The sequence below is a fragment of the Micromonospora sp. WMMA1996 genome, assembly GCF_002573675.1.
Classification (GTDB): Bacteria; Actinomycetota; Actinomycetes; order Mycobacteriales; family Micromonosporaceae; genus Micromonospora; species Micromonospora sediminicola.
Genome location: NZ_PDHU01000001.1, coordinates 3,782,055 through 3,805,753 on the forward strand (window position 1 = coordinate 3,782,055; position 23,699 = coordinate 3,805,753).

Here is a 23,699-nt window from a genome sequence, read left to right on the forward strand (position 1 = left end):
GTCACCTCACTTGTCGGAGCTGATGCGGCGGGCCAGCAGGTAGTTGACCGTCGACATCAGCGCGATGAGCACGAAGAGCACGAGCGCGACCGCCCCGGCGTACCCCCACCGGAAGCGCTGGTTCATCACGTCGAGCAGGTACATCGTGATGGTCTGGAACTGCCCCTCCGAGCCGCCGGAGAGGCCGCCCGAGCCGCTGGTGAACAGCAACGGCTCGGTGAAGAGCTGGAGCCCGCCGATGGTCGAGATGATCAGCGTGAAGATGATCGTCGGACGCAGCTGCGGGACGGTGATCGACCAGAACTGGCGCCGCCGGGAGGCCCCGTCCAGCGCCGCGGCCTCGTACATGTCCTTGCTGATCGACTGCATGGCGGCCAGGTAGATCAGCGCGTTGTAGCCGACCCAGCGCCAGTCGACCATGGTGGAGATGGCGAACCAGGAGGCGAAGCGGTTCGCCCGCCAGTCGATCGGGTCCAGGCCGATGCTGTCGAGCAGCCAGTTGACCAGGCCGAAGTCCTTGGCGTAGATCATCGAGAAGATCAGCGCCACCACCGCGGTCGAGGTGATGATCGGCATCGCGATGGCCATCCGGAAGAACGTCTGCGCGCGCAGCTTCCGGTTCAGCGCGTTGGCCAGCATCAGCGCCAGCAGCAGCTGGGGCACGGTGGAGAGCACGAACATGCCGAACGTGTTCACCACCGCGTTCCAGAACTGCGGGTCGTCGGTGATCAGTTCGACGAAGTTGTCCAGCCCGACGAACGAGATCGTCGGGTTCAGCGGGGACCGGTCGGTCAACGCGATCCAGACCGTGTACGCGATGGGATACGCGCTGAACACCGCGAAGATCAGGAAGAACGGCAGGACGTACAGGTAGGGCGAGTACTTCAGGTCCAGCTTGGTCGCGGAGGCGGCGCGACGGTGCGCGGGACGGGCGGCGCGCGGCGGACCGGGCTCGGGCGGCGCCGTGGCGTGCAGGTCGAGGCTCATGGGGAGTCCTTCTCCTCGGCCGGCGTCACCCGCCACACGGGCGACGCCGGGCTCTGCGGGCACCGCGGGTGGCGCCGGCAGCGCGGGGCTGCCGGCGCCACCCGCGGGCGGCTCAGCCGGGTCACTTACCGGCGGCCGCACCGTTCTTCAGGGCCGCCTGCCACTGCTCGTCGGCCGACTTGCCCTGCTCGACGGCGCGCAGCGTGTTCTCCACGGCGGTGCGGACCGCGTTGTTCTTCGGGCCGAGGTAGACCGGCTTCAGGTCGGTGGCGCCGGCGGCGAAGATCTTGCCGACCGGGGCCTTGCTGAAGTAGTCGTTGGTCGAGTCGGCCACGGCCGGGTCGGTCAGCGCCTGCGGGTTCGACGGCAGGTTGCCGACCGCCTTGAACGCGCCGATCTGGCCCTGCGCGCTGGTCAGGAACTTGGCCAGCTCGGCGGCCTCCTTCTGGTGCTTGCTCGACTTCGGCACGCCGAGGAACGAACCGCCCCAGTTGCCGCCGTTGCCCGGGGCCTTGGCGACGTCCCACTTGCCGGCCGCCGCGTCACCGGCCTGGCCCTTGATGACACCGGTCATCCACGCCGGGCAGGCGATGGTGGCGAAGGTGCCGTTCTTGAACCCGGCGTTCCACTCGTTGGAGAAGGACTGCAGGTTGTTCGACAGCCCGGCGGCGATCATCTTGGTGGTCAGCTGGTAGGCCGCCTGCACGTCCGGGTTCTGGTCGATGACCATCTTGTTGCTCTTGTCGTAGTACGTGTAGCCGGTGCCCTGGCCCGCGATCTGCATCAGCACCACGTTGTAGAAGTTGGTCGCCGAGTCGACGAACTTGTGCTTCTTGTCGGCGGCGGCGAACTTCTGGCCGGTGGCGATGAACTGGTCCCAGGTGGGCCAGAGCGCGCCGACCTGCTCGCGGTCGGTGGGCAGGCCGGCGGCCTTGAACAGGTCGCTGCGGTAGCACAGCGCCATCGAGCCGACGTCGGTGCCGAGGCCCAGCACCTTGCCGTCGGGGGTGGTGCCCTGCTCCCACTTCCACGGCAGGAAGTTGCCCTTGAGGTCGTTCGCGCCGTGGTCGGCGAGGTTCACGAACTTGTCGGCCTGCGCGTAGAACTGGACGATGGTGCCCTCCTCCAGGGCCACCACGTCGCCGGCGCCCGACCCGGCGGTGATCTGCTGGGTCAGGCGGGTGTTGTAGTCACCCAGGCCGAGACCCTTGCCGCGCTCCTGGATCTTGACGTTCGGGTGGTCGGCTTCGTACTGCTTGTACAGCTCTTCGTAGCCGAAGCCCTGGTCGCCGAAGACGTCGACGACCAGGGTCACCGGACCGCTGCTGTCGCCGCTGCCCGACGAGTCGTCGTCGCTGCCGCAGGCGGTGGCGGTGGCGAGCACCATGGCGGACGCGAGCGCGATGGCCGCGAGCTGCCGACGGCGGATTGGGACGCTCATCCGAGACCCCTCTTTCGGTGGTGAGGCGATATCTGTGTGGTGGGGGGTGCGTGTCGCGCGAACCGGAGGAGGCAGGGATGAGACCGACGCCACTCTCGGGAGCGCTCCCATGAGATTGCCGGCAGGTGTCAGGGGTGTCAATAGACCGGTGGGAGCGTTCCCATTTCGTTACCGCGCCATCCCCCGGGACGGGAATCCCAGGGGGCGCGCGGTCAGCAGCAGCGGCGCAGCAGGACGGTCGCGCGGTCCGGGTCGAACCCGGCCGGGTCGAACGCCGGACCGGCCCATTCGCGCATGGCCGCGTGCTCGGGGTGCGCCGGGTCGGCGAGCGCGGCCAGCAGGACGGCGTATCCGCCCGGGCCGCCCACGTCCTCCGGCGGGCAGGCCCGCTCGCCGTCCAGGCACAGCGGGTAACGCTCGTCCGGGTCGGCGGCGCAGACGTCCTCCACCACCAGGTCGTGCTCCCACCAGTCGCCGAAGTCGTAGGTGTAGCGGAACCGGTCGCCCTTGCCCACCACCGCGTCCAGCCGGACGTCCAACTCGTCGCGCAGCGCCAGCTCGCCGTCCGGATCGGGCTCGCCGTACTGCCGCCCGTCGACGTCGAACGAGTGCAGGTGGCAGTCGCGCCAGCCCATCGCGTGCTGGAGCACCCGGTGCAGCCGGTCCAGGGTGTAGCCGCCGGGCACCAGCACCCGCCGCCACACCCGCGGCCGGACCCCGGCCAGCGACACCATCAGCTGGAAGATCTGACGCGACACGCGGTCCCATCCTTCCTCGGCATAGGCTGCCGGCATGATCTGCCGAGCCTGCCGGGAGCGGCGGCACGACGACTGTCCTGGCCGGAAGTGGTGCGACTGCCAGCACCGTACCGCCGAACCCACCCCTCCGGTCACCGGTCCGGCCGGCGAATGAGCGTCGGAAGCCCGATCGAACGGATCTGGCCCGCACCCGTCACCGGCGCGCTGACCGACCCACAGCTCACCGCGCTCTACGGCCGCGCCGACCACCCGCACCTGCGGGTCAACTTCGTCGCCAGCGCGGACGGGGCGGTCACCCTGGAGGGCTACTCGGCCGGGCTCTCCGGCGAGCCGGACAAGCGCGTGTTCGGGCTGCTGCGGATGCTCTGCGACGGCCTCCTGGTGGCCGCCGGCACGCTGCGCCACGAGGGCTACCGCGCGGTCCGGCTGAGCGCCGAACGACGGGCCTGGCGTCGCGAGCGGGGGCTGGCCGAGTTCCCCACCCTGGTGGTGGTCTCCGGGTCGCTCGACCTCGACCCGGCCCAGGCCTGCTTCGCCGACGCCCCGGTCCGGCCGCTGGTGCTCACCCGCTCCGGCGCCGAGGCACCGGCCGGACTGACCGAGGTGGCCGACCTGCTCCGGTACGGCGACGAGCGCGTCGACCTGGCCGCCGGCCTGGCCGAGCTGCGCCGTCGCGGGCTGGGGCAGGTGCTCTGCGAGGGCGGCCCGCACCTGTTCGGCGCGCTCACCGCGGCCGACCTGGTCGACGAGCTGTGCCTGACCGTGGCGCCGCTGCTCGCCGGCGCCGGGCCCGGGCGGATCACCGCCGGGGACGGCAGCGTCCCGCGCCACCTGCCGCTGCGCCACGTGCTGGCCGCCGGCGACGGCACGCTGATGCTGCGCTACGCCCGCGACCCGGGCGACCCGCCGCTCGCCGGGGCCGCACCCGCCGCCTGAGCAGCCCTCCGCCGGCTGGCGGCTGGCGGCTGGCGGCTGGCGGCTGGCGGCTGGCGGCTGGCGGCTGGCGGCTGGCGGCTGGCGGCTGGCGGCTGGCGAGATCTTGGTACGAAAGGGCCCCTCTGAGGGCCGTTTCGTACCAAGATCTCCGCGCTTCCCAATAGGCGGGACATTCTTCTCGAAGTTCGGAAACCTCTCGCCGACGAAACGGCAATCCCGGACCGGGCGGTTCGACAGGCGCAGCCCCGGGCGCCTGCGGGGCACGTGGTCGCCATGGCGGGACCGCCGCAACTGATGACCTCCGTGGCCAACGCCACCCGTGGCAGGCGGCCACGTCGACCACGTCGATGAGCGGCCGGGCACGTCCAGGGCGGGTAGCCACCGCAGCGACCCGAGCGGGCGGAGAACAGTCGCGCCCGTTCGCCCGGGACGCCGCCGAGGCGGACCAGACGGCACGCACCGTGGTCGGTCGGATCCGGGGGGCGACCGCCGGGCGCACGACCGGCGTGGCGTCCGCCGCGTCGCGTGGCAACCTGTCGCATCCCTCGGGCAGGATGCACGACGTGCACCGCCAACGGTACGACCAGCCGACCGGAGACAGCCGATGACCGACGACCAGCTCGACGGGCCCGGCGAGGGGGTCGGCCGGGTGCTCGGCACCGCCGACGCCACCCCGCTCACCTTCTGGACGGCCGTCGCCCCCGGCAGCTACCTGCAACTCGACGACGTGGTGGTGACCCGCCGCGAGCTGCCCGACCGCGAGCCGGTGACCATCGCCGGGGTGGTGACCCAGGTGCGCGCCCGGCACGAGGGCGCGCAGTTCGACTCCGACGTCTTCGCCATCGCCGACGGCACGCTGCCGGCCCAGGTGCAGGAGGCCGCCGAGGTCACCACCACCCGGGTCGACCCCGAGTTCTACGTCCCACCGACCCCCGGCGCGGTGGTGCACCGGGCCGAGGGTGACGCCCGGGCCCGGGCGCTGCACTTCGACCGGATGGAGCGGCGGATCCCGATGGGGATGGGCCGCGACGGGGTGCCGGTCTACCTCAACGCCGACTTCCTCGACGGCACCCGGGGCGCGCACGTCTCGATCTCCGGCATCTCCGGTGTCGCCACCAAGACCAGCTTCGCCACCTTCCTGCTCTACTCGGTGTTCCGCTCCGGTGTGCTCGGCGGCGACGCGGTCAACGCCAAGGCGCTGATCTTCAACGTCAAGGGCGAGGACCTGCTCTTCCTCGACCACCCGAACAGCCGGCTCGACGACCCGACCCGGGCGGCGTACGCGAAGCTCAGCCTCGACGCCGGCGCGTTCCCGGACGTGCGGGTCTACGCGCCGCCCCGGGTCGGCGACTCCTCCGGCACCCCCGACGTGAGCAGCCGGCTCACCGGGGTGGACAGCTTCTACTGGACGCTGACCGAGTTCTGCGCCGACCGCCTGCTGCCCTACGTGTTCGCCGACGCCGACGACGAGCGCCAGCAGTACACGATGGTGGTCCACTCGGTCGCCGCCCACCTGGCCCGGTACGCCCAGCCGGCCGACGGCGGGGTGAGCATCGACGGGGTGCGGCTCGGCTCCTACGCGGATCTGGTCGACCACGTGGTCGAGCAGCTCAACGACGACGAGACCCGGGGCGACTGGGCCGGCAGCGCGGTCGGGCTGGGCACCGTCAACGCGTTCGCCCGCCGGTTGATCGGCAGCAAGAAGGACCTGGGCCGGCTGATCCGGGGCGATCTGGCCACCCGCCGCCCGCACTCGATCAACACCGCGGAGAGCGCCCAGGTCACCGTGGTCGACCTGCACAACCTGCCGGACCGCGCGCAGCGCTTCGTGGTCGGCGTGACGCTCAAGAGTGAGTTCGAGCGCAAGGAGAAGGCCGGCACCGCCAAGCCGTTGCTCTTCGTCGTGCTCGACGAGCTGAACAAGTACGCCCCGCGCGAGGGCTCGTCGCCGATCAAGGAGGTGCTGCTCGACATCGCCGAGCGGGGCCGCTCGCTGGGCGTGATCCTGGTCGGCGCGCAGCAGACCGCCAGCGAGGTCGAGCGGCGGATCGTCACCAACTCGGCGATCCGGGTGGTCGGTCGGCTCGACCCGGCCGAGGCGTCCCGCCCGGAGTACGGCTTCCTCCCGCCCGCCCAGCGGCAGCGGGCGCTGCTGGCCAAGCCGGGCACGATGTTCGTCAACCAGCCCGACATCCCGGTGCCGCTCTGCCTGGAGTTCCCGTTCCCGGCCTGGGCCACCCGGGTCTCCGAGGCGGGCCGCGCGCCGTCGGAGACGCTACGGTCGATCACCCAGGCCGCCGACCCGTTCGCGGTGGTCGGTTCCGGCTCCTCCGACGACGACATCCCGTTCTAGGCGGCACCCACCATGAAGATCCTGCACACCTCGGACTGGCACGTCGGCAAGGTCCTGAAGGGGCAGTCCCGGGCCGAGGAGCACACACAGGTCCTCGCCCAGGTGATCGACATCGCCCGGGACGAGCGGCCCGACCTGGTCATCGTCGCCGGTGACCTCTACGACACCGCCGCGCCGACGCCGGAGGCGACCCGACTGGTGACCCGGGCGCTGACCGCGCTGCGGCGCACCGGGGCCGACGTGGTGGTGATCGGCGGCAACCACGACAACGGCGCGGCGCTGGACGCGTTGCGGCCGTGGGCCGACGCCGCCGGCATCACGCTGCGCGGCAGCGTCCGGGAGAACCCGGCCGAGCACGTCGTCGACGGGGTGACCCGCGACGGCGAGCGGTGGCAGGTCGCCGCGCTGCCGTTCCTGTCCCAGCGCTACGCCGTCCGCGCGGTGGAGATGTACTCGCTCACCCCCGCCGAGGCCAACCAGACCTACGCCGACCACCTCGGCCGGGTGCTCGGCAAGCTGGCCGAGGGGTTCACCGAGCCGGACCGGGTGCACCTGGTCACCGCCCACCTCACCGTGGTCGGGGCGAGCACCGGCGGTGGCGAGCGGGACGCGCACACCGTGCTCGGCTACGCGGTGCCGGCCACCGTGTTCCCCGGCAACGCGCACTACGTGGCCCTGGGCCACCTGCACCGCTCGCAGCGGGTCGTCGGGCCCTGCCCGATCCGCTACAGCGGCAGCCCGCTCGCTGTCGACTTCGGTGAGCAGGAGAACGTCGGCTCGGTGACGATCGTGGAGGTGACCGCGACGACGGCCGCCCGGATCCGGGAGGTGCCGGTGCCCGGCGCGGTGCCGCTGCGCACGGTGCGCGGCACCCTCGCCCAGCTCGCCGAGATCGAGCCGCCGGAGGGCTGGCTGCGCGTCTACGTCCGGGAGCAGCCCCGGGCCGGGCTGCGCGAGGAGGTGCAGGAGCTGCTGCCCCGGGCGCTGGAGATCCGGATCGACCCGGAGCTGGTGCCGACGCCGGGCAGCGGCACCCGCACCGCCCAGCGGGCCGGCCGCTCGCCGCGCGACCTGTTCGCCGACTACCTGGGCAGCCGCGGGCACGCCGACGAGGACGTCCGGGAACTCTTCGACGAGCTGCTCGAGGAGGTCGACCACTGATGCGGCCGATGCGACTGGACATGGCCGGCTTCACCGTCTTCCGCGACGAGACCACCGTCGACTTCACCGACGCCGACTTCTTCGCGCTGGTCGGCCCGACCGGCTCCGGCAAGTCCACGGTGCTCGACGCGATCTGTTTCGCCCTCTACGGCACGGTCCCCCGCTGGGGCGGCGCGCGGGGGCTGGCCAACGCGCTGGCGCCGTCGGCGACCGAGGCGCGGGTCCGGCTGGTCTTCGAGTCCGCCGGCGACCGCTACGTCGCCACCCGGGTGGTCCGTCGCGACGGCCGGGGCACGGTGAAGACGGCCAACGCCGGGCTCCAGCTCATGCCGCCGGGGTTCGACGTCACCAAGCTCGACACCGGGCTCAGCCCGGAGGACCTGGGCGAGGTGGTGGCCGGCACCCCGGCCGAGATGGAGCAGGCGGTGCTGGACGCGGTCGGGCTGCCGTACGAGCAGTTCACCTCCTGCGTGGTGCTGCCGCAGGGGCAGTTCGCCGACTTCCTGCACGCCAAGCCGGCCACCCGTCAGCAGATCCTGGTCAACCTGCTGGGCCTGGGCGTCTACGAGGAGGTCCAGAAGAAGGCGGTCGAACGCGCCGGGCAGGCCGAGGCGAAGCTGGAGGCGGTCGACAAGATGCTCGGCGGGCTCGCCGACGTCGACGACGAGAGTCTGACCGCCGCCCGGGAGCGGGTGGACGCGATGCGGGAGCTGGCCGCCGCGGTCGCTGCCGCCGTACCCGAATGGGAGCAGGCCCGGGCCACGGCGGGTGAGCGGGCCGCGGCGCTGGCCGACCTCGACGCCGAGCTGGGTGTGCTGGCCGGGGTGCGGCCGCCGGAGGGCACCGCCGAGCTGGCGCGGGCGGTGGCGCAGGCCCGGGTCGCCGCCGACGAGGCGGCAACCGCGGTCGGGCTGGCCGAGGAGCGCGAGGAGAAGCTGCGCGGGGAGCTGGCCGCCGCCGGTGACGAGAGCGCGCTGCGGCTGCACCTGAAGGCGTACGCGGACCGGGACCGGCTGACCGCGGAGGCGGCGACGGTCCGCGCGGCGGTGGACGCGGCGCGGACCGAGCACGACGCGGCGGTGGCGGCGCTGGCGGCGGCGCGGGCGGACGCGCAGCGGGCCGAGACGGAGCTGGAGTCGGCGTTCCGCGCGCACGAGGAGGCGAAGGCCGCCGACCACGCGGTGGCGCTGCGAGCGCACCTGGTCGGCGGCGCGCCGTGCCCGGTGTGCGAGCAGACGGTCACCACGGTGCCGGCGGTGCCGAAGGGTTCGGCGGTGAGCCGGGCGATCGAGGCGGGCAAGGCGGCGCGGGCGGCGAGCGAGGTGGCCAAGCGGGTCGTGCAGGAACGCGACACCACGGCGCGTGATCTGGATCGGGTGCTGCTGCGTGCCCGGACCCAGCACGACCAGCTCGGCGCGCGCCTGGCCGAGCTGGACGAGCAGCTCGCGGACGCGCCGGCGCCGGAGCGGCTGCGCGAGTCGCTGGCCGAGCACGCGCGGCTGCGGACCGCGTTGGAGGAGGCGGCCGGTGCGGTGCGGGCCGGCCGGGAGGCGGCCCGGCGGGCGCGGGGCGCACTCGACGCCGCGCAGGAGCGGCTGCGTCGGGCCTGGCGTGACTTCGACGCGGTACGCGACGGGCTGGCCCGCTTCGGGCCGCCGGCCGCCGACCGGGACGACGTGGCGGCGGCGTGGGCGGCGCTGGCCGGCTGGGCCGCCCAGCAGGCGCAGGCGCGGCGCGCGGACCGCGACGGGCTGGCCGCCTCGGTGGAGGCGGCGCAGCGGGCCGCGGCCGAGGTCGCCGACGGGATCGCCGCGTTGTTCACCGCGGCCGGGCTGGACGCCCCGCAGGACGCACCGCGCGACGTGGCGGTGGCCGTGGAGCGGGCCGAGGCGGAGCTGCGCCGCCTCGACGAGCGCCGCGAGCAGGCCGCCGACCTGCGGGAGCAGCGGGCCGGCCACGAGCGCCAGGCGCGGGTGGCCCGCGCGCTCGCCGGGCACCTGCGGGCCAACAACTTCGAGCGGTGGCTGCTCACCGAGGCGCTGGACCTGCTGGTCGACGGCGCGTCGCGGATCCTGCGGGAGCTGTCCGGCGGGCAGTACGACCTGGTCCACGACAAGGGCGAGTTCTTCGTGGTCGACCATCACGACGCCGGGCTGCGCCGGGGCGTGCGGACGCTGTCCGGCGGGGAGACGTTCCAGGCGTCGCTGGCCCTGGCGCTGGCCCTGTCGGAGCAACTGGCCGGCATGTCGACCAGCGCCGCGAGCCTGGAGTCGATCGTCCTGGACGAGGGCTTCGGCACGTTGGACGCGGCGACGCTGGACACGGTCGCGGCCACGCTGGAGAACCTGGCCGCCCGGGGTGACCGGATGGTGGGTGTGGTCACCCACGTGCCGGCCCTGGCGGAGCGGATCCCGGTCCGCTTCGAGGTCCGCAAGGACGCGCGCACGGCCCGCGTCGAGCGGACCGGCCTGTGACCCCGAAGTTCTTCGTCGACACGTGGGACCCGGCGTACGGCGCGTCATTCGAGGCGGCGGGTGGGTCCGGTCCGGCGGCGCCGAGCAGCGCCCAGGTCGACGCGGACGTCGAGCTGCCGGCGACCGACTGGCGGGCGATCGACGCCCGCCCGGACGTGCGCGCGCCGGACGTGGTGCTGCTGGTCGACGGCGTGCGCCGGATCGACGCCAGCGTGTGGACCGCCGAGGAGGACGGCGGCTCGTTCCCCGGCATCGCCGCCTCGTACGCCGCCGGGGTGGTCCGCTGTGACCTGGACCGGGGCGCCGCCGAGCTGGCCGGCGCCCGGGTGGGCCGAGGGCTGTTCACGGCCAGCCCGTCGGCGCAGGACGTGGTGGCCGGGGCGATCCGCTACCCGGTGCACCGGGTCTCCGGCACCGGCGAGCTGAGCAAGCTGCCCGCGGCGGTGCAGGCCCCGCTCACCGCGCTGGAGGTGGCCGTCTCGGACGCGGTCCGCACCGACGGCGACCTGCTGGTGGTGGACGGCCCGCTGCGCAGCCGGCGCAACCTGCCGCGCACGCTCGGCTACATCAAGACCCAGCACAGCCAGTACCTGGACGCCCGGCTCACCGCGGTGGTGACCGGGCTGGCGCCGGGCCAGCGCTGCCCGGTGTTCCGGCTGGGCACGGCGTGGGGCGGCTGGTCCTGGTACCTGCGACTGCCGGTGTCCGCCGGGGCGCCGTGGGCGGGCATCGTGCGGATGGAGTGCTCGGCCGACCTGACCGTCCCGGAGGCGGTCGCGCTGGCCGACCTGTCGCTGGTCACGCTGCCCCGGTTCGCGTCCACCCCGTACAAGGACCCGCGCGCCCCGCAGAACCTGGTGCCGATCGCCGGGCTGGAGCGCCGGCTGCGCGGGATGCTCGGCGACGCCCGGCTGCTGCACCGGGTGCTCACCGCGGCGGCGCGCGGGATCCGGCGCTGATGGGCCGGCGACGCGACGACGACCGGGTGGTGGCCGACGTCGACACCGGCCGGGCCGAGCTGGTGCCGGACCGGGACCGCCCGGGCTCCTGGACGCTGCTGCTGGACGGCGCGCCGCAGTCCCACGTGGACCTGGACGACCCGACCCACCTGGAGTTCGAGTACGTCCGGCGACTGGCCGCCGCGCTCGACGTGGTGGCGCCGGCGGGCGCGCCGCTGCGGGTGCTGCACCTGGGCGGCGGCGCGCTCACCCTGCCCCGGTACGTGCAGGCCACCCGGCCCGGCTCGACGCAACGTGTGTCCGAGGTGGACGGCTCGTTGGTGGACCTGGTCCGCCGCGCCCTGCCCTGGCCGTCCGACCCCCGCCTGAAGGTGCGGGCGGCGGACGCCCGCGCGACGCTGACGTCCAGCCGGGACGGGGCGTACGACGTGATCGTGGCGGACGTGTTCGCCGGCGCCCGCACCCCGGCGCACCTGACCTCCGTCGAGTTCGCCGCGCAGGTGGCCCGGGTGCTCGCGCCCGACGGCTGCTACCTGGCGAACATCGCCGACGGGCCGCCGCTGCGGCACGCCCGTGGCCAGGTCGCCACCGTGCGTACCGTGTTGCCCCGGGCCTGCCTGGTGGCCGACGCGGCGGTGCTGCGCGGCCGGAGGTACGGCAACCTGGTGCTGGTGGCGTCCCGGGTGGAGCCGCCGGTGCCGGAGCTGACCCGACGCGCGGCCGGCGACTGGTTCCCCGGTCGGGTGGTGGCCGGCGCGGACCTGGACCGGTTCGCCGGCGGTGTCGCGGTGGTGCGCGACGCGGACGCCGTCGACTCCACTCCGCCCCCGCCGGGAATTTTTTCGGTCGATCGTTGATCCGATCGGCGGGTCGCTGCGTATCACCGGGCGGCCATGCCCGTGGGGGGCCGGCTGATGTCATTGGACACCGGAGGTCTGCATGCATGCGGTGGCGGCCGGCTGGCACGGCGAGGTGGCGAGGCCCGAGTGGATGTTCGCCCGGGCGCAGCCACACTCGCGCGCGTCGCGCTCGGGACGGGGGGTCGACGCCCGCCCCGCGGATCGCCAGAATGACCCGGTGCCGCCGCGACCCGCCCCCGGACGCCACCAGGCGACCTCCGCCGAGGCCAGCCACTCGGACCAGCTGATCCGGCTGCTCTACGCGGAGCACGCCGGGCCGCTGCTGATGTTCGTGATGCGGCTGACCGGCGGGGACCGGCAGCGCGCCGAGGACATCGTGCAGGAGACGCTGCTGCGGGCCTGGCGCAACGCGCACCGCCTCGGCGTGCAGGGTGGTCAGGGCTCGCTGCGGCCGTGGCTGGTGACGGTGGCCCGGCGGATCGCGATCGACGAGCACCGCAGCGAGCAGGCCCGGCCGGCGGAGACGTACGACCGGGACCTGACCGCGTTCGCGGAGGCGGACAGCACCGACCGGGTGTTGCGCACGATGACCGTGGCGGACGCGCTGCGTACGCTGAGCCAGTCCCACCGGGAGATCCTAGTGGCGACGTACTTCCGGGGTCGTACCGTGCCCGAGGCGGCCGAGGAGCTGGGCCTTCCGCTCGGCACCGCGAAGTCACGGGTCTACTACGCGCTGCGCGCGCTGCGCACGGCTCTGCAGGAGAGGGGGGTGACGGAATGAGCCGGGCCGACCACATGGACGTCGCCGCGTACGCGCTCGGCGTGCTGGACCCGCAGGACACGGAGCGGTTCGAGGAGCACCTGGCCACCTGCTGGGCGTGCGCGGCGGAGCTGGAGACGATGGTCCCCGTGGTGGGGCTGCTCTCCGGCATCGACGGCGAGGCGATGGCCGCGTTGGAGCAGACCCACACCGACCCGGCGCTGCTGGACCGGACGCTGGTCGCGGTGCGACGGGACCGCCGGCGTACCCGGGTCCGGCAGTTGCTGGCCACGGCGGCGGCCGTGGTGGTGTTCGGCGGCCTGAGCGGTGTCGCGGCCGGGATGCTCGGCGACGACTCGCCGTCCGTGCCGCAGGCCGAGCCGACGCCGCCCGTGCCGACCTCGGCGCCGAGCAGCGGTCCGGCCGACCCGAACGCCCCGGGCGTCGGCGGCGACAAGGAGATCGAGGGCGACGAGCACCGCGCGACCGACCCCGGCACCGGCGTGCAGACCACCATGTGGCTGGCGAAGAAGGAGTACGGCACGCAGATCGCGGTGCAGCTCGGCCGCCTGCCCGGGCCGCGCACCTGCCGGCTGGTGGTGTGGCGCAAGAACGCCACCAGTGAGGTGGTGAGCACCTGGTCGGTGCCGGGCAACGGCTACGGCACCAACCAGAACCCGCTCACGCTGCAGCTGAGCGCGTCCACCTCGGCCCCGCTCGGCGACATCGAGAAGGTCCAGGTGCAGTCGGTCGACGTCAACGGGGTGGCGAGCCCGCTGGTGACCGTCTCCGACCTCTGAGGTGACCGCGCCGACGGCGCCGGGCGGCCTGGCCGCCCGGCGCCGTCGCGTCGTTTCCGCCACCGGCCCTCGCGGTGCCGCACGCGCGGCGGCGCGGAACGGTTCAACCGGTCCACTGTGAAATGGACCACCCTTTCGACTTCAACCTTGACAGCGCCGCCGCCCGTACTACTCGACGAACTGCCAGAATCGAGGAGGGCACGTGGCACACCACAAGCGGACGACCGTCATCGTCGCGAGCGCGATGGTCGCACTGACGGCCTGCGCCCCCGCGGGCTACAACGGCGCGAACTCGGGCGCGGCGGAGCCGGTGGCCGTCGCCGCGGCCGAACCGACCGCGGCGGCCGAACCGGAGGCGTCGGCGGCACCGGAGGAGCCCACCGCCGACCAGGCGCCCCCGTCCGACGTGAAGCTCACCGACGAGCTGGTCGGCAAGAAGCTGCCCCGGATGGGCAAGGTCGTCACCGACCAGGACGGCTGGGTGCTGTACCGGTTCGACAAGGACACGGCCACCCCGCCGCAGTCCAACTGCGTGGACAAGTGCGCCGAGGTGTGGCCGCCGGCGCTGACCGACGGCAACCCGCAGCTGCAGGGCGTCTCGGACGACAAGGTCGGCACGGTCACCCGGCAGGACGGCACCCGGCAGATCACCATCGGGGGCTGGCCGGTCTACCGCTACATCGGGGACAAGAAGCCGGGCCAGTGGAAGGGTCAGGGCGTCGGCGGCACCTGGTTCGTGGTCGACCCGAACGGCAAGAAGAACCTGACCTGCCTGCCGACCGGCACGCCGAAGGCGGTCGCCCCGCCGGCGTCGGGCGGCGGCGACTCGGGCGGCGGGTCGACCTACTCGTACTGACGCACCTGGTCACGGTGACCGGTCGCCGCCGGGGAGGGCGCGGCCGGTCACCGTCGTGGACCCGGAAGGTGGGGCGTACCGGCATCGCCCCGCCTTCCGGCACGAGCACCGCCGCGCCCCGCGCGGCGGTGTCGGCCGTCACGACGGGGCCGCGTGGCAGAGTGGCGTAGTGACCTCGCCCGCCGCCCGCCGGACGCTGCGCCCTCCGGCCGGCTACCGACTGGCCGCCTCGGTGCGCGCGCTGACCTTCAGCCCGTACGACCCGTGCGCGCGGATCGCCGCCGGGAGCTTCTGGTGGGCCACCCGCACCCCGGACGGGCCGGCCACCCTGGCGCTGCGTCCGGAGGCCGGCGACCTGGTCGCCGAGGGGTACGGGCCGGGCGCGGCGTGGGTCCTCGAGCGGGCCGACCGGGTGGCCGGGCTGCGCGACGACCTGACCGGGTTCGCCGCGCTGGCCGCCGCGCACCCGCTGGTCGCCCGGCTGGCCCACGAGCACCACGGGCTGCGGATGCCCGCCACCGGCCAGGTCTTCCCCCGGCTGCTGCGGGCGGTGTTCGAGCAGAAGGTCACCGGCAAGGAGGCCTACCGGGCGTACGCGGCGACCGTGCGGCACTTCCGCGAGGCGGCGCCCGGCCCGCTGCAACCACTGCTGCTGCCGCCCGAGCCGGCCGCGGTGGCGGCCACGCCGTACTGGGTCTTCCACCCGTTCGGGGTGGAGCAGCGGCGGGCCGACACGCTGCGCCGCGCCGCCGCCGTCGCGGACCGGCTGGAACGCTGCGCCGACGCGGCCGAGGCCACCCGCCGGCTCACCGCCGTCCCCGGCATCGGCCCGTGGACCGCCGCCGAGGTGGTGCGGGTCGCGTACGGGGACCCGGACGCGGTCAGCGTCGGCGACTACCACGTGCCGAACACGGTGGCCTGGGCGCTGGCCGGGGAACCGCGCGGCGACGACGCCCGGATGCTGGCGCTGCTGGAGCCGTTCCGGGGGCACCGGGGTCGGGTGTGCGTGCTGCTGGAGGCGGCCGGGATCCAGGCGCCGAAGTACGGCCCACGCGCCCCGATCCGCTCCTTCGCCCGCTACTGACCGCTCACCGGCGGGCGCACAGCCGGCGCAGCGTGCGCCCCAGCCACCAGGCGTACCCCAGCTGGAAGCCCCGGGTGACCGGGCCGGCGGCGCGCACGTACCACCGGGCCGGCCGGCTGAACGCGGTCACCTCGAACCAGGTGCCGTCGGGGCCCCGGGTGACCACGAACGCCTCCTCGCCGACCTCCGGGTGCCCGGGCAGGGTGCCGTAGCCGAACCCGGCCCGGTCCGGCTCGTCCACCGTCCAGACCACCTCGGTCGGCCCCCAGACCCGCGCCGGGCCGACGCCCAGCCCCGGGGTGACCCGGACGCCGGGGGCGGCGCGCGGGGCGTCGGTGCGCATCACCACGCCGGCGGCGCGGTGCAGCCGCCAGCCGAGCACCGCGTCTGCCGCGAGCGGGAAGCCGCCGTCGGGCAGCCGGACCCGGTGGCGCAGGTGGTGGTAGCCGGACGGCAGGTCGCCGCCGCGGGTCGCGCCCACCTCGGCGTACGTCAGCTCGGACCTCTCCACACCCGCCAGGGTACGACCGTCCGGGCCGGTTGTGGTGAGCTGAGCCGGTGACCGACGTGACCATCGCCCCCGCCGTCGTCGCCGACGCCGGCGAGATCCTCACCGTGCAACGCGCCGCCTACCTGGTCGAGGCGCAGCGCTACCGGGACGTGTTCCTGCCCCCGCTCACCGAGACGCTGGACGAGGTCCGGGCGGCGCTGACCGGCCCGGACGTGGTGCTCGCCGCCCGCCGCGGCCCGCGCCTGGTCGGCTCGGTGCGGGCCCGCATCGACGGGGACACCGCCCACGTCGGCCGCCTCTCGGTGGCCCCGGACCAGCAGGGGCACGGCGTCGGCGGCCGGCTGCTCGCCGCGGTCGAGCAGGCCTGCGCCGGCCGGGTGGCCCGGTTCGCGCTGTTCACCGGCGCGCGGAGCGCGGAGAACCTGGGGCTGTACACCCGGCGCGGCTACCGGGTGGTGACGCACCGCCCGGACGAGAACGGCAACCGCCTGGCGGTGCTGGAGAAACTCAGCCCCGCTCGCAGCGACGCCTGAGCCCGTCCGCCTCCTGCCGCAGGTAGCGGCGCATGGTCGAGCCGCCGAGCAGCCCGACCAGCGCGGCCAGGGGGCCGCTCTGCGTCAGCGTCAGCTCGGCCCGGGTCCGCCCGTCGTCCAGCCGCACCAGGCGGTGCTCGCCCCGACTGCGCACGCCCGGGCTCGTGGACTCCCAGACGAACGCGTACGGCGGGTCGATCTCGGTGACCCGCCAGACCGCCGGCCGCAGCCGGGGCTGGGTCAACCGGGCGGTCGCACCGAGCGCGAGCGGGCCGGGCTCCAGGCGCCGGGCGGCGGTGACCGAGGGCGTCCACTCCGGCCAGCGCTCGACGTCGCTCTGCACCGCCCAGACCTGGTCGACGTCGGCGGCGATCTCGACGGACTCGACGAACCGCATGGCGTCCCTCCCCCATGGACAGTCCACCCCACCCTACGCCGCCCACTCGCACGACGTATCCCGCACGGCCGACGGCGGGAGCGCGCGGCGACAGCCCGGGGCGGCGGGCGGGTCAGGCGGCCTCGTGGAGGTCGGCCAGGGCGACCGGGGCGTACCGGCGGAGCAGCCGTTCCAGCTCGGCCACCGAGCCGACCTCGCCGACGACGTTCGCGCCGCCGCCGTGCTCCGGCGGGTAGCGGTGCGCCAGCCGGTAGCGGTAGCGCCCGCGCACCAGCTCGACGCTGACCCGCCAGCGCCCGCAGCATCCGCAACTCCACTCCGGCACGCCGCGACGGTAGCTCTGACCTGCGGTTTCATCATCCGGGCGGCGGGGACGAAGGGGGCCGGGGCGGGACACGCCGCCCGGCCCGGGCGGTGATCTGGCTCACCAGCGTCGGTGGGGTCTGGTTGACTGGTCGCCGTGGACCTGCCGATCAACCCGCCGGTCGAGCCGATGCTGGCCAAGAGCGTGGCCGAGCTGCCCACCGATCCCGGTCTGACGTACGAGCCGAAGTGGGACGGCTTCCGCTGCATCATCTTCCGCGACGGCGACGAGGTCGAGCTGGCCAGCCGGGGCGGGAAGTCGATGACCCGCTACTTCCCCGAGGTGGTCGAGCAGGCGCTCCGTCAGCTCCCGCCCCGGTGCGCGGTCGACGGCGAGCTGATCGTGATCCGCCGGGACGGCCCCGGCGGGCAGCCACGGCTCGACTTCGAGCTGCTGGCCCAGCGGATCCACCCCGCCGCCTCCCGGGTGAAGCTGCTCGCCGAGACCACCCCGGCCGACTTCGTCGCGTTCGACCTGCTCGCCCTGGACGACGAGCTGCTCACCGACCGGCCCTACCCGCGGCGCCGGGAGCGGTTGGAGCGGGCCCTGGCCGGGGTCCGCCCGCCGGTGCACGTGACGCAGGTGACCACCGACCCGGAGACGGCCCGGCGCTGGTTCGAGGTGTTCGAGGGCGCCGGGCTGGACGGTCTCATCGTCAAACCGGCCGACCTGCCCTACGAGCCGGGCAAGCGGTTGATGGCCAAGGTCAAGCACGCGCGCACCATGGACGCGGTGGTGGCCGGCTTCCGCTGGCACAAGTCCGGTCCGGTGGTGGGCTCGCTGCTGCTCGGCCTCCACGACGACGACGGGGTGCTGCACCACATCGGCGTCAGCTCCTCGTTCACCATGGCCCGCCGCCAGGAGCTGCTCGACGAGTTGGAGCCCTACCGCGAGGTGGGCGGCGGCCACCCGTGGGTGCACGGCGACCACGAGCGGGGGCAACGCATCCCGGGCGGGGTGAGCCGGTGGACCGGCGGCAAGAACCTGGAGTGGGAGCCGTTGCGCCCCGAGCTGGTGGTGGAGGTGGCCTACGACGCGATGGAGGGCGATCGGCTGCGGCACACCGCGCGGTTCCTGCGCTGGCGGCCCGACCGCGACCCGCGCTCCTGCGACTACGGCCAGCTCGACCGGCCGATCCGCTACGACGTCGACGAGGTGCTGCGCGGGGATCCGGCGGCGACGGTCAGCGACGCCCACGGCCGGGCGTAGCCTGGCGGTCGACACGATCATGGAAGGCGCCCACGTGACAGGCTTCCCCGACCGGACCCGCCGGTTCCGGCCCACAGTGGCCGCGTTCGTGGCCGCGGTCGTCCTCACCGCCGGCTGCACGCTGCCGGCGTTCGCCCCGCGCGCCGAGAGCGAGGGCGAGGCGGCCCCGCCGGGCAGCACGCCCACCTGGCGGTCCTGCCCGGAGGTGCCCGACGAGCTGGTCGGCCGGGGCGCGGCCGACATGCGCTACGAGTGCGCCCGGATCGCCGTGCCCCGCAACTGGGGCACCGGGGCGACGACCGGCGCCACCGCCGGGCCGGGCACCGGCGAGACGTTCGAGATCGCGCTGATCCGGATCCGCTCCACCAAGCAGCGCGACCGGATCGGGTCGCTGGTGGTGAACCCGGGCGGCCCCGGCGCGTCCGGCGTCGACACGGCGGTCTACCTCTCCTTCGGCCCGGCGTTCGGCGGTCTGCCGGCGGCGGTCACCGACCGGTTCGACATCGTCGGCTTCGACCCGCGCGGGGTGGCCCGGTCCAGCCCGGTGAAGTGCATCCCCGACGCCGACCTGGACGCCAGCTTCGGCTACGACCCCGATCCGGAGAGCCAGGCGTCCTTCGACGGCTTCGTCGACCTCAACCGGCGCATCGGTCAGCGGTGCGGCGCCAAGTACGGCGACCAGCTCCCGCTCTACGGCACCGAGCAGGCCGCGCGGGACATGGACGCGGTGCGCGCGGCGGTCGGCGACGACAAGCTCACCTACCTCGGCTACTCCTACGGCACCCTGCTCGGCGCCACCTATGCCCAGCTCTACCCGCAGCGGGTCCGGGCCCTGGTGCTCGACGGCGCGGTCGACCCCCGGCAGAAGCTGATCGCCGGGTCGGAGAGCCAGGCGAAGGGCTTCGAGCGGGCGTTCGACAACTTCTCCCGGTGGTGCGCGGCGAACGCCGGCCGCTGCCCGATCGCGCCGGACGCCCGCGGCGCGGTCACCGCCGCGATCGACAAGGCCACCACCTCCCCGGTACGCGGCCAGGGCGGCCGGGAGGCCACCGCCGGCTGGGTGTTCTACGCGGTGATCTCCTCCCTCTACACCGAGCAGGGTTGGCAGGAGCTGGCCCGGGCGATCGACGACCTGCAGGGCGGCGACCCGGACGGGGTGTTCAAGCTGGCCGACGCGTACGCGGGTCGCGAGGACGACGGCCACTACTCCAACCTGTTCGACGCCAACATGGCGGTCAACTGCGCGGACGAGACCGAGAAGCCGACCCGGGAGCAGGTGCGGTCGTTGCAGTCGCAGTGGCGCCAGAAATACCCGCTGTTCGGTCCGGCGCTGGCCGTGGGGATGCTCGGCTGTGTGGAGTGGCCCGGCGGGCGCGACCCCTACCCGACCGGGCGGGCGACCGGCGCGCCGCCGATCCTGGTGGTCGGCACCACCGGCGACCCGGCCACGCCCTACGAGCAGACCGCCGCGCTGGCCTCGATGCTGGGCGTCGGTCGGGTGCTCACCTGGGAGGGCGAGGGGCACACCGCCTACCCGCAGACCTCGTGCGTGACCGCGGCCGTCGACGCGTACCTGATCTCGCTCACCGTCCCCCGGGAGGGGCTGCGCTGCCCCGCCCGGTGACGGCGTGGCGGCCGGTCAGCCGGCCGCCGGCGGGGTCCAGCCCTCCGGCAGGTGCCCGATGCGGACCCGCTGCGGGTGGTCGCCGACCGGGACGCTGGCCACCTTCTGCCCGGTGGCGAAGGTGATCGCGGTGACCCGGTCCGCGCCGGACTCGGAGATCACGCAGTCCCGGCCGTCGCCGCTGACCGTGGCCCAGTACGGCTTGCTGGCCGGCACCAGCGGGCCCTCCCGCAGCGTGGCCCGGTCCACCACCGTCGCGTAGTCGTCCATGGTGCCGGCGACGCAGAGCCGCGTGCCGTCGGGGCTGACCGACAGGCCGTGGTGCCGCGAGTCGTTCACCCAGGTGGTGCGGTCGTCGCTGGTCGCCGGGTTCTTCGGCAGCGTGGTGACCCGGGTGATCCGGTCGGTGGCCACGTCGTACTCGACCAGGCCGTTGAAGAACGAGACCTGGAAGTAGAGCGTGCCGCCGTCCGGGGTGAACACCGCCGGGCGGACCGCGTCGGAGAGGTCCCGGCGGCCCGCGGCGTCCAGCCGGTCACGCATGTCGATCACCTTGACCACCTGGTACGTGGTGGCGTCGGCGACGGTGATCCGCCGGTCGCCCTTGGTCCAGTCGAGCCAGGGCGCGTCCAGGTCGGTGTTGACCTCGCCGATGGACATGTTCCACAGCCGCCCGTCGCGGGTGAAGACGTTCTCGTGCGGCTTGTCGCCGGTGCCGAACGAGCCGAGCTGCGCCCCGGTGCGGATGTCCAGCACGTGCACCGTGTTCGAGGTGGAGGCGGAGACCGCGACCCGGGTGCCGTCGGGCGAGACGGCCATGTGGTCGGCGCGGTAGCCGGAGACCGGGAACCGCCAGCGGATCGCGCCCGTGGCCAGGTCGATCGAGACCACGTCGGCGAAGCTGGGCCGGGACACCACCAGGGCGGTGCCGTCCGGGGTGGTGTACATGTCGTCGACGAACTGGTCGTGTCCCTCCCCCGGTCCCTGCCGGATGCCGAGGAAGAACGCCAGCCGGATCGGGTTGAGGTAGATCTCGCGCAGCCGCGCGGCCCGGTCCGGGATCACGTTGATCCGGCCGAGCCTGGCGTAGTCGCCCCGGGACCGGATGACGTCGGCGGTGCCGTCCCAGTTGTTGCCGACGAACATCACCTCCTGGAGCGCGGCGGCAGCGGCGGCGGGCGTGGGCGACGCCACCAGCGGGGTGGGCGCGACGAGGGCGAGGACGGCCAGCGCGGCGAGGGCGGCGCGGCGGCGGGATCGGGACGGGCGGGGTGACGCGGGGGTCATGGACGCCTCCTGGCAGCCGGTGCGACATCGACGTTTCTCAACGGCTCGATCGGTGTTACCTTTCGGTAACAACCAGGAGAGCAACCGGACGGCCGGCCCGGCTAGGCACCGGACGCCAACGCCCGACCGGCCCGGTTGTGCCGCGACGACAACGGGAGGGCGGCGGGCGCCGATGACCCGGACCGGAAGCGCCCCCGCGTTCAGCGCGCTCCTGCGCCACCTGGCCGCCGACGCCGCCGCCGTGGACGAGGTGGCCCGGGCCGCCCGGGCGAACTCCCCGGAGGTGGCCCGCCTCCCGGCCGCCGAGGTCCGCCGGCAGGTCGTGCTGCTGCTGACCAGCGGGTTGGGCGCGTTGGAGCGCCGCGAGGACCCCGCCGGCCGGGACTTCACCGAGGCCCGCCGGCTCGGCGCCGACCGGGCGGCGCAGGGCGTCTCCGTCGCCGGCCTGCTGCGCGGCGTGCAGGCCGGGCGGGACCGGGCGGTGGAACTCGTGGTCCGGCACGGCCGCGACGCCGGCATCCCCGACGAGGTGCTCGTCGAGGGGCTGCTCACCATCGGCCGGTACGCCGCCGCGGTGGAGCGGGCCGTGGTCGACGGGCACCGGGAGGCCGAACGGGAGCTGGTCCGCAGCGGCCCGGCCGCCCGGGCGCACCTGCTGCGCCGGTTGCTGATCGACGGACCCGACGACACGCCGGCGGCGGAGCTGGCCCGGTTCGGGCTACGACCGGACGGGCGCTACCACTGCCTCGTCGCCGCCGCGCCGGATCCGGTCCGCGCGCACACGTTGCACCGGCAGCTCGCCCGGCACGGCGGTCTGCTCGGCGCCGTCGAGGACCGGCTGGCCGGCCTGCTCCCCCGCCTGCCCGGCGACGCGCCGGCCGATCTGCTCGCGCTGGTGACGCCGGCGCAGCCGCTGGCCCGCGCCCCGGCGATGTACGCGCTCTGCCGGGCGGCGCTGCGCACCGCCACGCACCGGCGGCTTCGCGGGCTGCGCCAGGTGACCGACCTGGCCGGGGAGACCGCCCTGGCCGCCCAGCCGGCCCTGGCCGAGCTGCTGCGGGCGACGCTGCTCGGCCCGCTCGACCCGGCCGACGAGTTCCACCGGGAGCTGGCCACCACCGCGCTCGCCTGGCTGGACCACGGCCAGCGGCTGGACCAGACCGCCGCCGCGCTGCACGTGCACCCGAACACGGTGCGCTACCGGTTGCGCCGGCTCCGGGAGGTGACCGGTGGACCACCGGTCGAGGAGGGGGCGCGGTGCACGGTGCCGCAGACCGTGCACTGGTGGTGGGCGCTGCGCAGCTGGCTGGACGGGTGCTGAGGACCCCGCCTCACCGGCGGCGGCGCCGGCGGCGGTCGCCGGGCGCGACCTCGGGCACCGGACGGGGCGGCTCGGGCAGCACGACGCCCTGCCGGGCGGCCATCTCCTCGACCAGGACCCGCAGCCGCCGCACGTCCGCCTTCAGCTCCTCCTGCTCGGCGTGCTCGAACGCGTCGTCGTCGACGATCAGCCGGCTGGCGAAGTGCGCGGTGATCAGCGGGATCACCAGCAGCACCATGGTGGAGATGAGCAGCGCGGCCAGGAGCCGGCCGCCGAACGTGGTCGGGGAGATGTCGCCGTACCCGACGGTCGACGCGGTCACCACCGCCCACCAGACCGAGTCCGGGGCGCTCTTGTGCTCGAAGTGGCTGTAGAGCACGCCCGCCACCACGATCATCAGCAGGTACGACGTGATCAGCGTGCGCGGCGAGTTGGCGAACCAGACCAGGCCTCGGTAGATCCAGCGGAACGGCAGCAGGAGGTCCATGGCGTCATGCTGCCCGGTGCCGGCAAGCGCCGCATTCCCATCGCCCGGTGTCGCTGTGCCAGGCTGCCGGGGTGACCGATGTGATCTTCCGGGAGGCCACCCGGGCCGACCTGCCGGCCGTGCTCGCCCTGCTCGCCGACGACGTGCTGGGCCGCGACCGCGACCTGCCCGAGGTGGACGCCGCCTACGAGCGGGCCTTCGCCGACCTCGACGCCGACCCCCGTAACCACCTGGTCGTCGCCGAGGTCGACGGCGAGCCGGCCGGCTGTTTCCAGCTCACGTACATCCCCGGGCTGGGCCGGCACGGCGCGGAACGGTGCCTGATCGAGTCCGTGCGGGTCCGCTCCGACCTGCGCGGCCGAGGGCTGGGCCGGGACATGATGCGCTGGGCGATCGACCAGGCTCGGGCGCGCGGCTGCGCGTTGGTGCAGCTCACCACCGACAAGCAGCGCGCCGACGCGCACCGGTTCTATCGCGGCCTCGGCTTCGTCGCCAGCCACGAGGGCATGAAGCTGGCGCTCTGACCCGCCCGGCCGG

23 protein-coding genes are annotated in these 23,699 nt (G+C 74.5%); 15 read left to right on the forward strand and 8 right to left on the reverse strand.

Annotated features, from left to right (window positions below; all coding sequences use genetic code 11):
• Nucleotides 1–6: 6 nt before the first annotated feature.
• From COO58_RS17380 to COO58_RS17390, 3 genes are all read right to left on the reverse strand, one after another.
• A complete protein-coding gene (locus COO58_RS17380; protein WP_091579303.1) occupies nt 7–987 on the reverse strand; it encodes a carbohydrate ABC transporter permease in 981 nt (326 codons plus the stop codon).
• Nucleotides 988–1,108: 121 nt separating this feature from the next.
• Nucleotides 1,109–2,428, reverse strand: coding sequence for an ABC transporter substrate-binding protein (locus tag COO58_RS17385; RefSeq protein ID WP_091579307.1), 1,320 nt, complete (start codon nt 2,426–2,428; stop codon nt 1,109–1,111).
• Between the two features lie 212 nt (nt 2,429–2,640).
• Nucleotides 2,641–3,186, reverse strand: coding sequence for a plasmid pRiA4b ORF-3 family protein (locus tag COO58_RS17390; protein WP_176558829.1), 546 nt, complete (start codon nt 3,184–3,186; stop codon nt 2,641–2,643).
• Between the two features lie 150 nt (nt 3,187–3,336).
• Here COO58_RS17390 and COO58_RS17395 point away from each other — a divergent pair, with 150 nt between their 5' ends.
• The 10 genes from COO58_RS17395 to COO58_RS17440 all read left to right on the forward strand — a co-directional run bounded on the left by COO58_RS17395 (nt 3,337) and on the right by COO58_RS17440 (nt 15,429).
• Nucleotides 3,337–4,122 (forward strand): pyrimidine reductase family protein, encoded by a 786-nt coding sequence (locus tag COO58_RS17395; RefSeq protein ID WP_098745755.1) that lies wholly within the window; start codon nt 3,337–3,339, stop codon nt 4,120–4,122.
• 604 nt (nt 4,123–4,726) lie between these two features.
• The gene (locus COO58_RS17400; protein ID WP_098745756.1) at nt 4,727–6,475 is read left to right on the forward strand and encodes an ATP-binding protein; all 1,749 of its coding nucleotides are present in this window, start codon (nt 4,727–4,729) and stop codon (nt 6,473–6,475) included.
• Nucleotides 6,476–6,487: 12 nt separating this feature from the next.
• Entirely contained in the window at nt 6,488–7,636 is a 1,149-nt protein-coding gene (locus COO58_RS17405) for an exonuclease SbcCD subunit D (protein ID WP_098745758.1), read from the forward strand.
• Nucleotides 7,636–10,110 carry an AAA family ATPase gene (locus tag COO58_RS17410; RefSeq protein ID WP_098745759.1) on the forward strand — a complete coding sequence of 825 codons (2,475 nt, stop codon included), beginning with the start codon at nt 7,636–7,638 and terminating at the stop codon, nt 10,108–10,110. The genes COO58_RS17405 and COO58_RS17410 overlap by 1 nt, the downstream gene beginning before the upstream one ends.
• Nucleotides 10,107–11,069 (forward strand): hypothetical protein, encoded by a 963-nt coding sequence (locus tag COO58_RS17415; RefSeq protein WP_098745761.1) that lies wholly within the window; start codon nt 10,107–10,109, stop codon nt 11,067–11,069. The genes COO58_RS17410 and COO58_RS17415 overlap by 4 nt, the downstream gene beginning before the upstream one ends.
• Nucleotides 11,069–11,926: a spermidine synthase gene (locus COO58_RS17420; protein ID WP_098745763.1), complete on the forward strand. Its 858-nt coding sequence runs from the start codon at nt 11,069–11,071 to the stop codon at nt 11,924–11,926. The genes COO58_RS17415 and COO58_RS17420 overlap by 1 nt, the downstream gene beginning before the upstream one ends.
• 82 nt (nt 11,927–12,008) lie before the next feature.
• Nucleotides 12,009–12,710 (forward strand): sigma-70 family RNA polymerase sigma factor, encoded by a 702-nt coding sequence (locus tag COO58_RS17425; RefSeq protein WP_091579334.1) that lies wholly within the window; start codon nt 12,009–12,011, stop codon nt 12,708–12,710.
• Nucleotides 12,707–13,489: an anti-sigma factor gene (locus tag COO58_RS17430; protein WP_091579337.1), complete on the forward strand. Its 783-nt coding sequence runs from the start codon at nt 12,707–12,709 to the stop codon at nt 13,487–13,489. Before COO58_RS17425 ends, COO58_RS17430 begins: the two co-directional genes overlap by 4 nt.
• Nucleotides 13,490–13,691: 202 nt before the next feature.
• Nucleotides 13,692–14,345 (forward strand): hypothetical protein, encoded by a 654-nt coding sequence (locus tag COO58_RS17435; protein ID WP_091579342.1) that lies wholly within the window; start codon nt 13,692–13,694, stop codon nt 14,343–14,345.
• A gap of 169 nt (nt 14,346–14,514) precedes the next feature.
• On the forward strand, nt 14,515–15,429 hold the full coding sequence (locus tag COO58_RS17440) for a DNA-3-methyladenine glycosylase (protein WP_098745764.1): 915 nt from the start codon (nt 14,515–14,517) through the stop codon (nt 15,427–15,429).
• A 4-nt stretch (nt 15,430–15,433) separates the two neighbouring features.
• Here COO58_RS17440 and COO58_RS17445 read toward each other — a convergent pair whose 3' ends face one another.
• Nucleotides 15,434–15,940, reverse strand: a complete 507-nt coding sequence (locus COO58_RS17445) for a DUF1990 family protein (protein ID WP_176558830.1) — start codon at nt 15,938–15,940, stop codon at nt 15,434–15,436.
• A gap of 47 nt (nt 15,941–15,987) precedes the next feature.
• Here COO58_RS17445 and COO58_RS17450 point away from each other — a divergent pair, with 47 nt between their 5' ends.
• Complete coding sequence (locus tag COO58_RS17450; protein ID WP_098745767.1) at nt 15,988–16,473, forward strand: GNAT family N-acetyltransferase; 486 nt, start codon at nt 15,988–15,990, stop codon at nt 16,471–16,473.
• On the opposite strand, the gene COO58_RS17455 is transcribed toward COO58_RS17450, so the two are convergent.
• Together COO58_RS17455 and COO58_RS17460 are read right to left on the reverse strand one after the other, a co-directional pair.
• Complete coding sequence (locus COO58_RS17455) at nt 16,448–16,870, reverse strand: SRPBCC family protein (RefSeq protein ID WP_098745768.1); 423 nt, start codon at nt 16,868–16,870, stop codon at nt 16,448–16,450. The genes COO58_RS17450 and COO58_RS17455 overlap by 26 nt on opposite strands.
• Nucleotides 16,871–16,982: 112 nt before the next feature.
• Nucleotides 16,983–17,195 (reverse strand): hypothetical protein, encoded by a 213-nt coding sequence (locus COO58_RS17460; RefSeq protein WP_098745770.1) that lies wholly within the window; start codon nt 17,193–17,195, stop codon nt 16,983–16,985.
• Between the two features lie 135 nt (nt 17,196–17,330).
• Between COO58_RS17460 and COO58_RS17465 the strand changes: the two genes are divergently transcribed.
• Nucleotides 17,331–18,443, forward strand: coding sequence for an ATP-dependent DNA ligase (locus COO58_RS17465; RefSeq protein ID WP_091579366.1), 1,113 nt, complete (start codon nt 17,331–17,333; stop codon nt 18,441–18,443).
• Between the two features lie 19 nt (nt 18,444–18,462).
• Nucleotides 18,463–20,067 (forward strand): alpha/beta hydrolase, encoded by a 1,605-nt coding sequence (locus COO58_RS17470; protein WP_176558831.1) that lies wholly within the window; start codon nt 18,463–18,465, stop codon nt 20,065–20,067.
• Between the two features lie 15 nt (nt 20,068–20,082).
• Here COO58_RS17470 and COO58_RS17475 read toward each other — a convergent pair whose 3' ends face one another.
• Nucleotides 20,083–21,354, reverse strand: a complete 1,272-nt coding sequence (locus COO58_RS17475; RefSeq protein ID WP_098745771.1) for a YncE family protein — start codon at nt 21,352–21,354, stop codon at nt 20,083–20,085.
• 172 nt (nt 21,355–21,526) lie between these two features.
• On the opposite strand from COO58_RS17475, the gene COO58_RS17480 reads away from it, so the two are divergent.
• A complete protein-coding gene (locus tag COO58_RS17480; RefSeq protein WP_098745773.1) occupies nt 21,527–22,675 on the forward strand; it encodes a CdaR family transcriptional regulator in 1,149 nt (382 codons plus the stop codon).
• A 10-nt stretch (nt 22,676–22,685) separates the two neighbouring features.
• On the opposite strand, the gene COO58_RS17485 is transcribed toward COO58_RS17480, so the two are convergent.
• Complete coding sequence (locus COO58_RS17485; RefSeq protein ID WP_091579381.1) at nt 22,686–23,162, reverse strand: potassium channel family protein; 477 nt, start codon at nt 23,160–23,162, stop codon at nt 22,686–22,688.
• 71 nt (nt 23,163–23,233) lie between these two features.
• On the opposite strand from COO58_RS17485, the gene COO58_RS17490 reads away from it, so the two are divergent.
• Nucleotides 23,234–23,686: a GNAT family N-acetyltransferase gene (locus tag COO58_RS17490; RefSeq protein ID WP_091579385.1), complete on the forward strand. Its 453-nt coding sequence runs from the start codon at nt 23,234–23,236 to the stop codon at nt 23,684–23,686.
• Nucleotides 23,687–23,699: the final 13 nt, after the last annotated feature.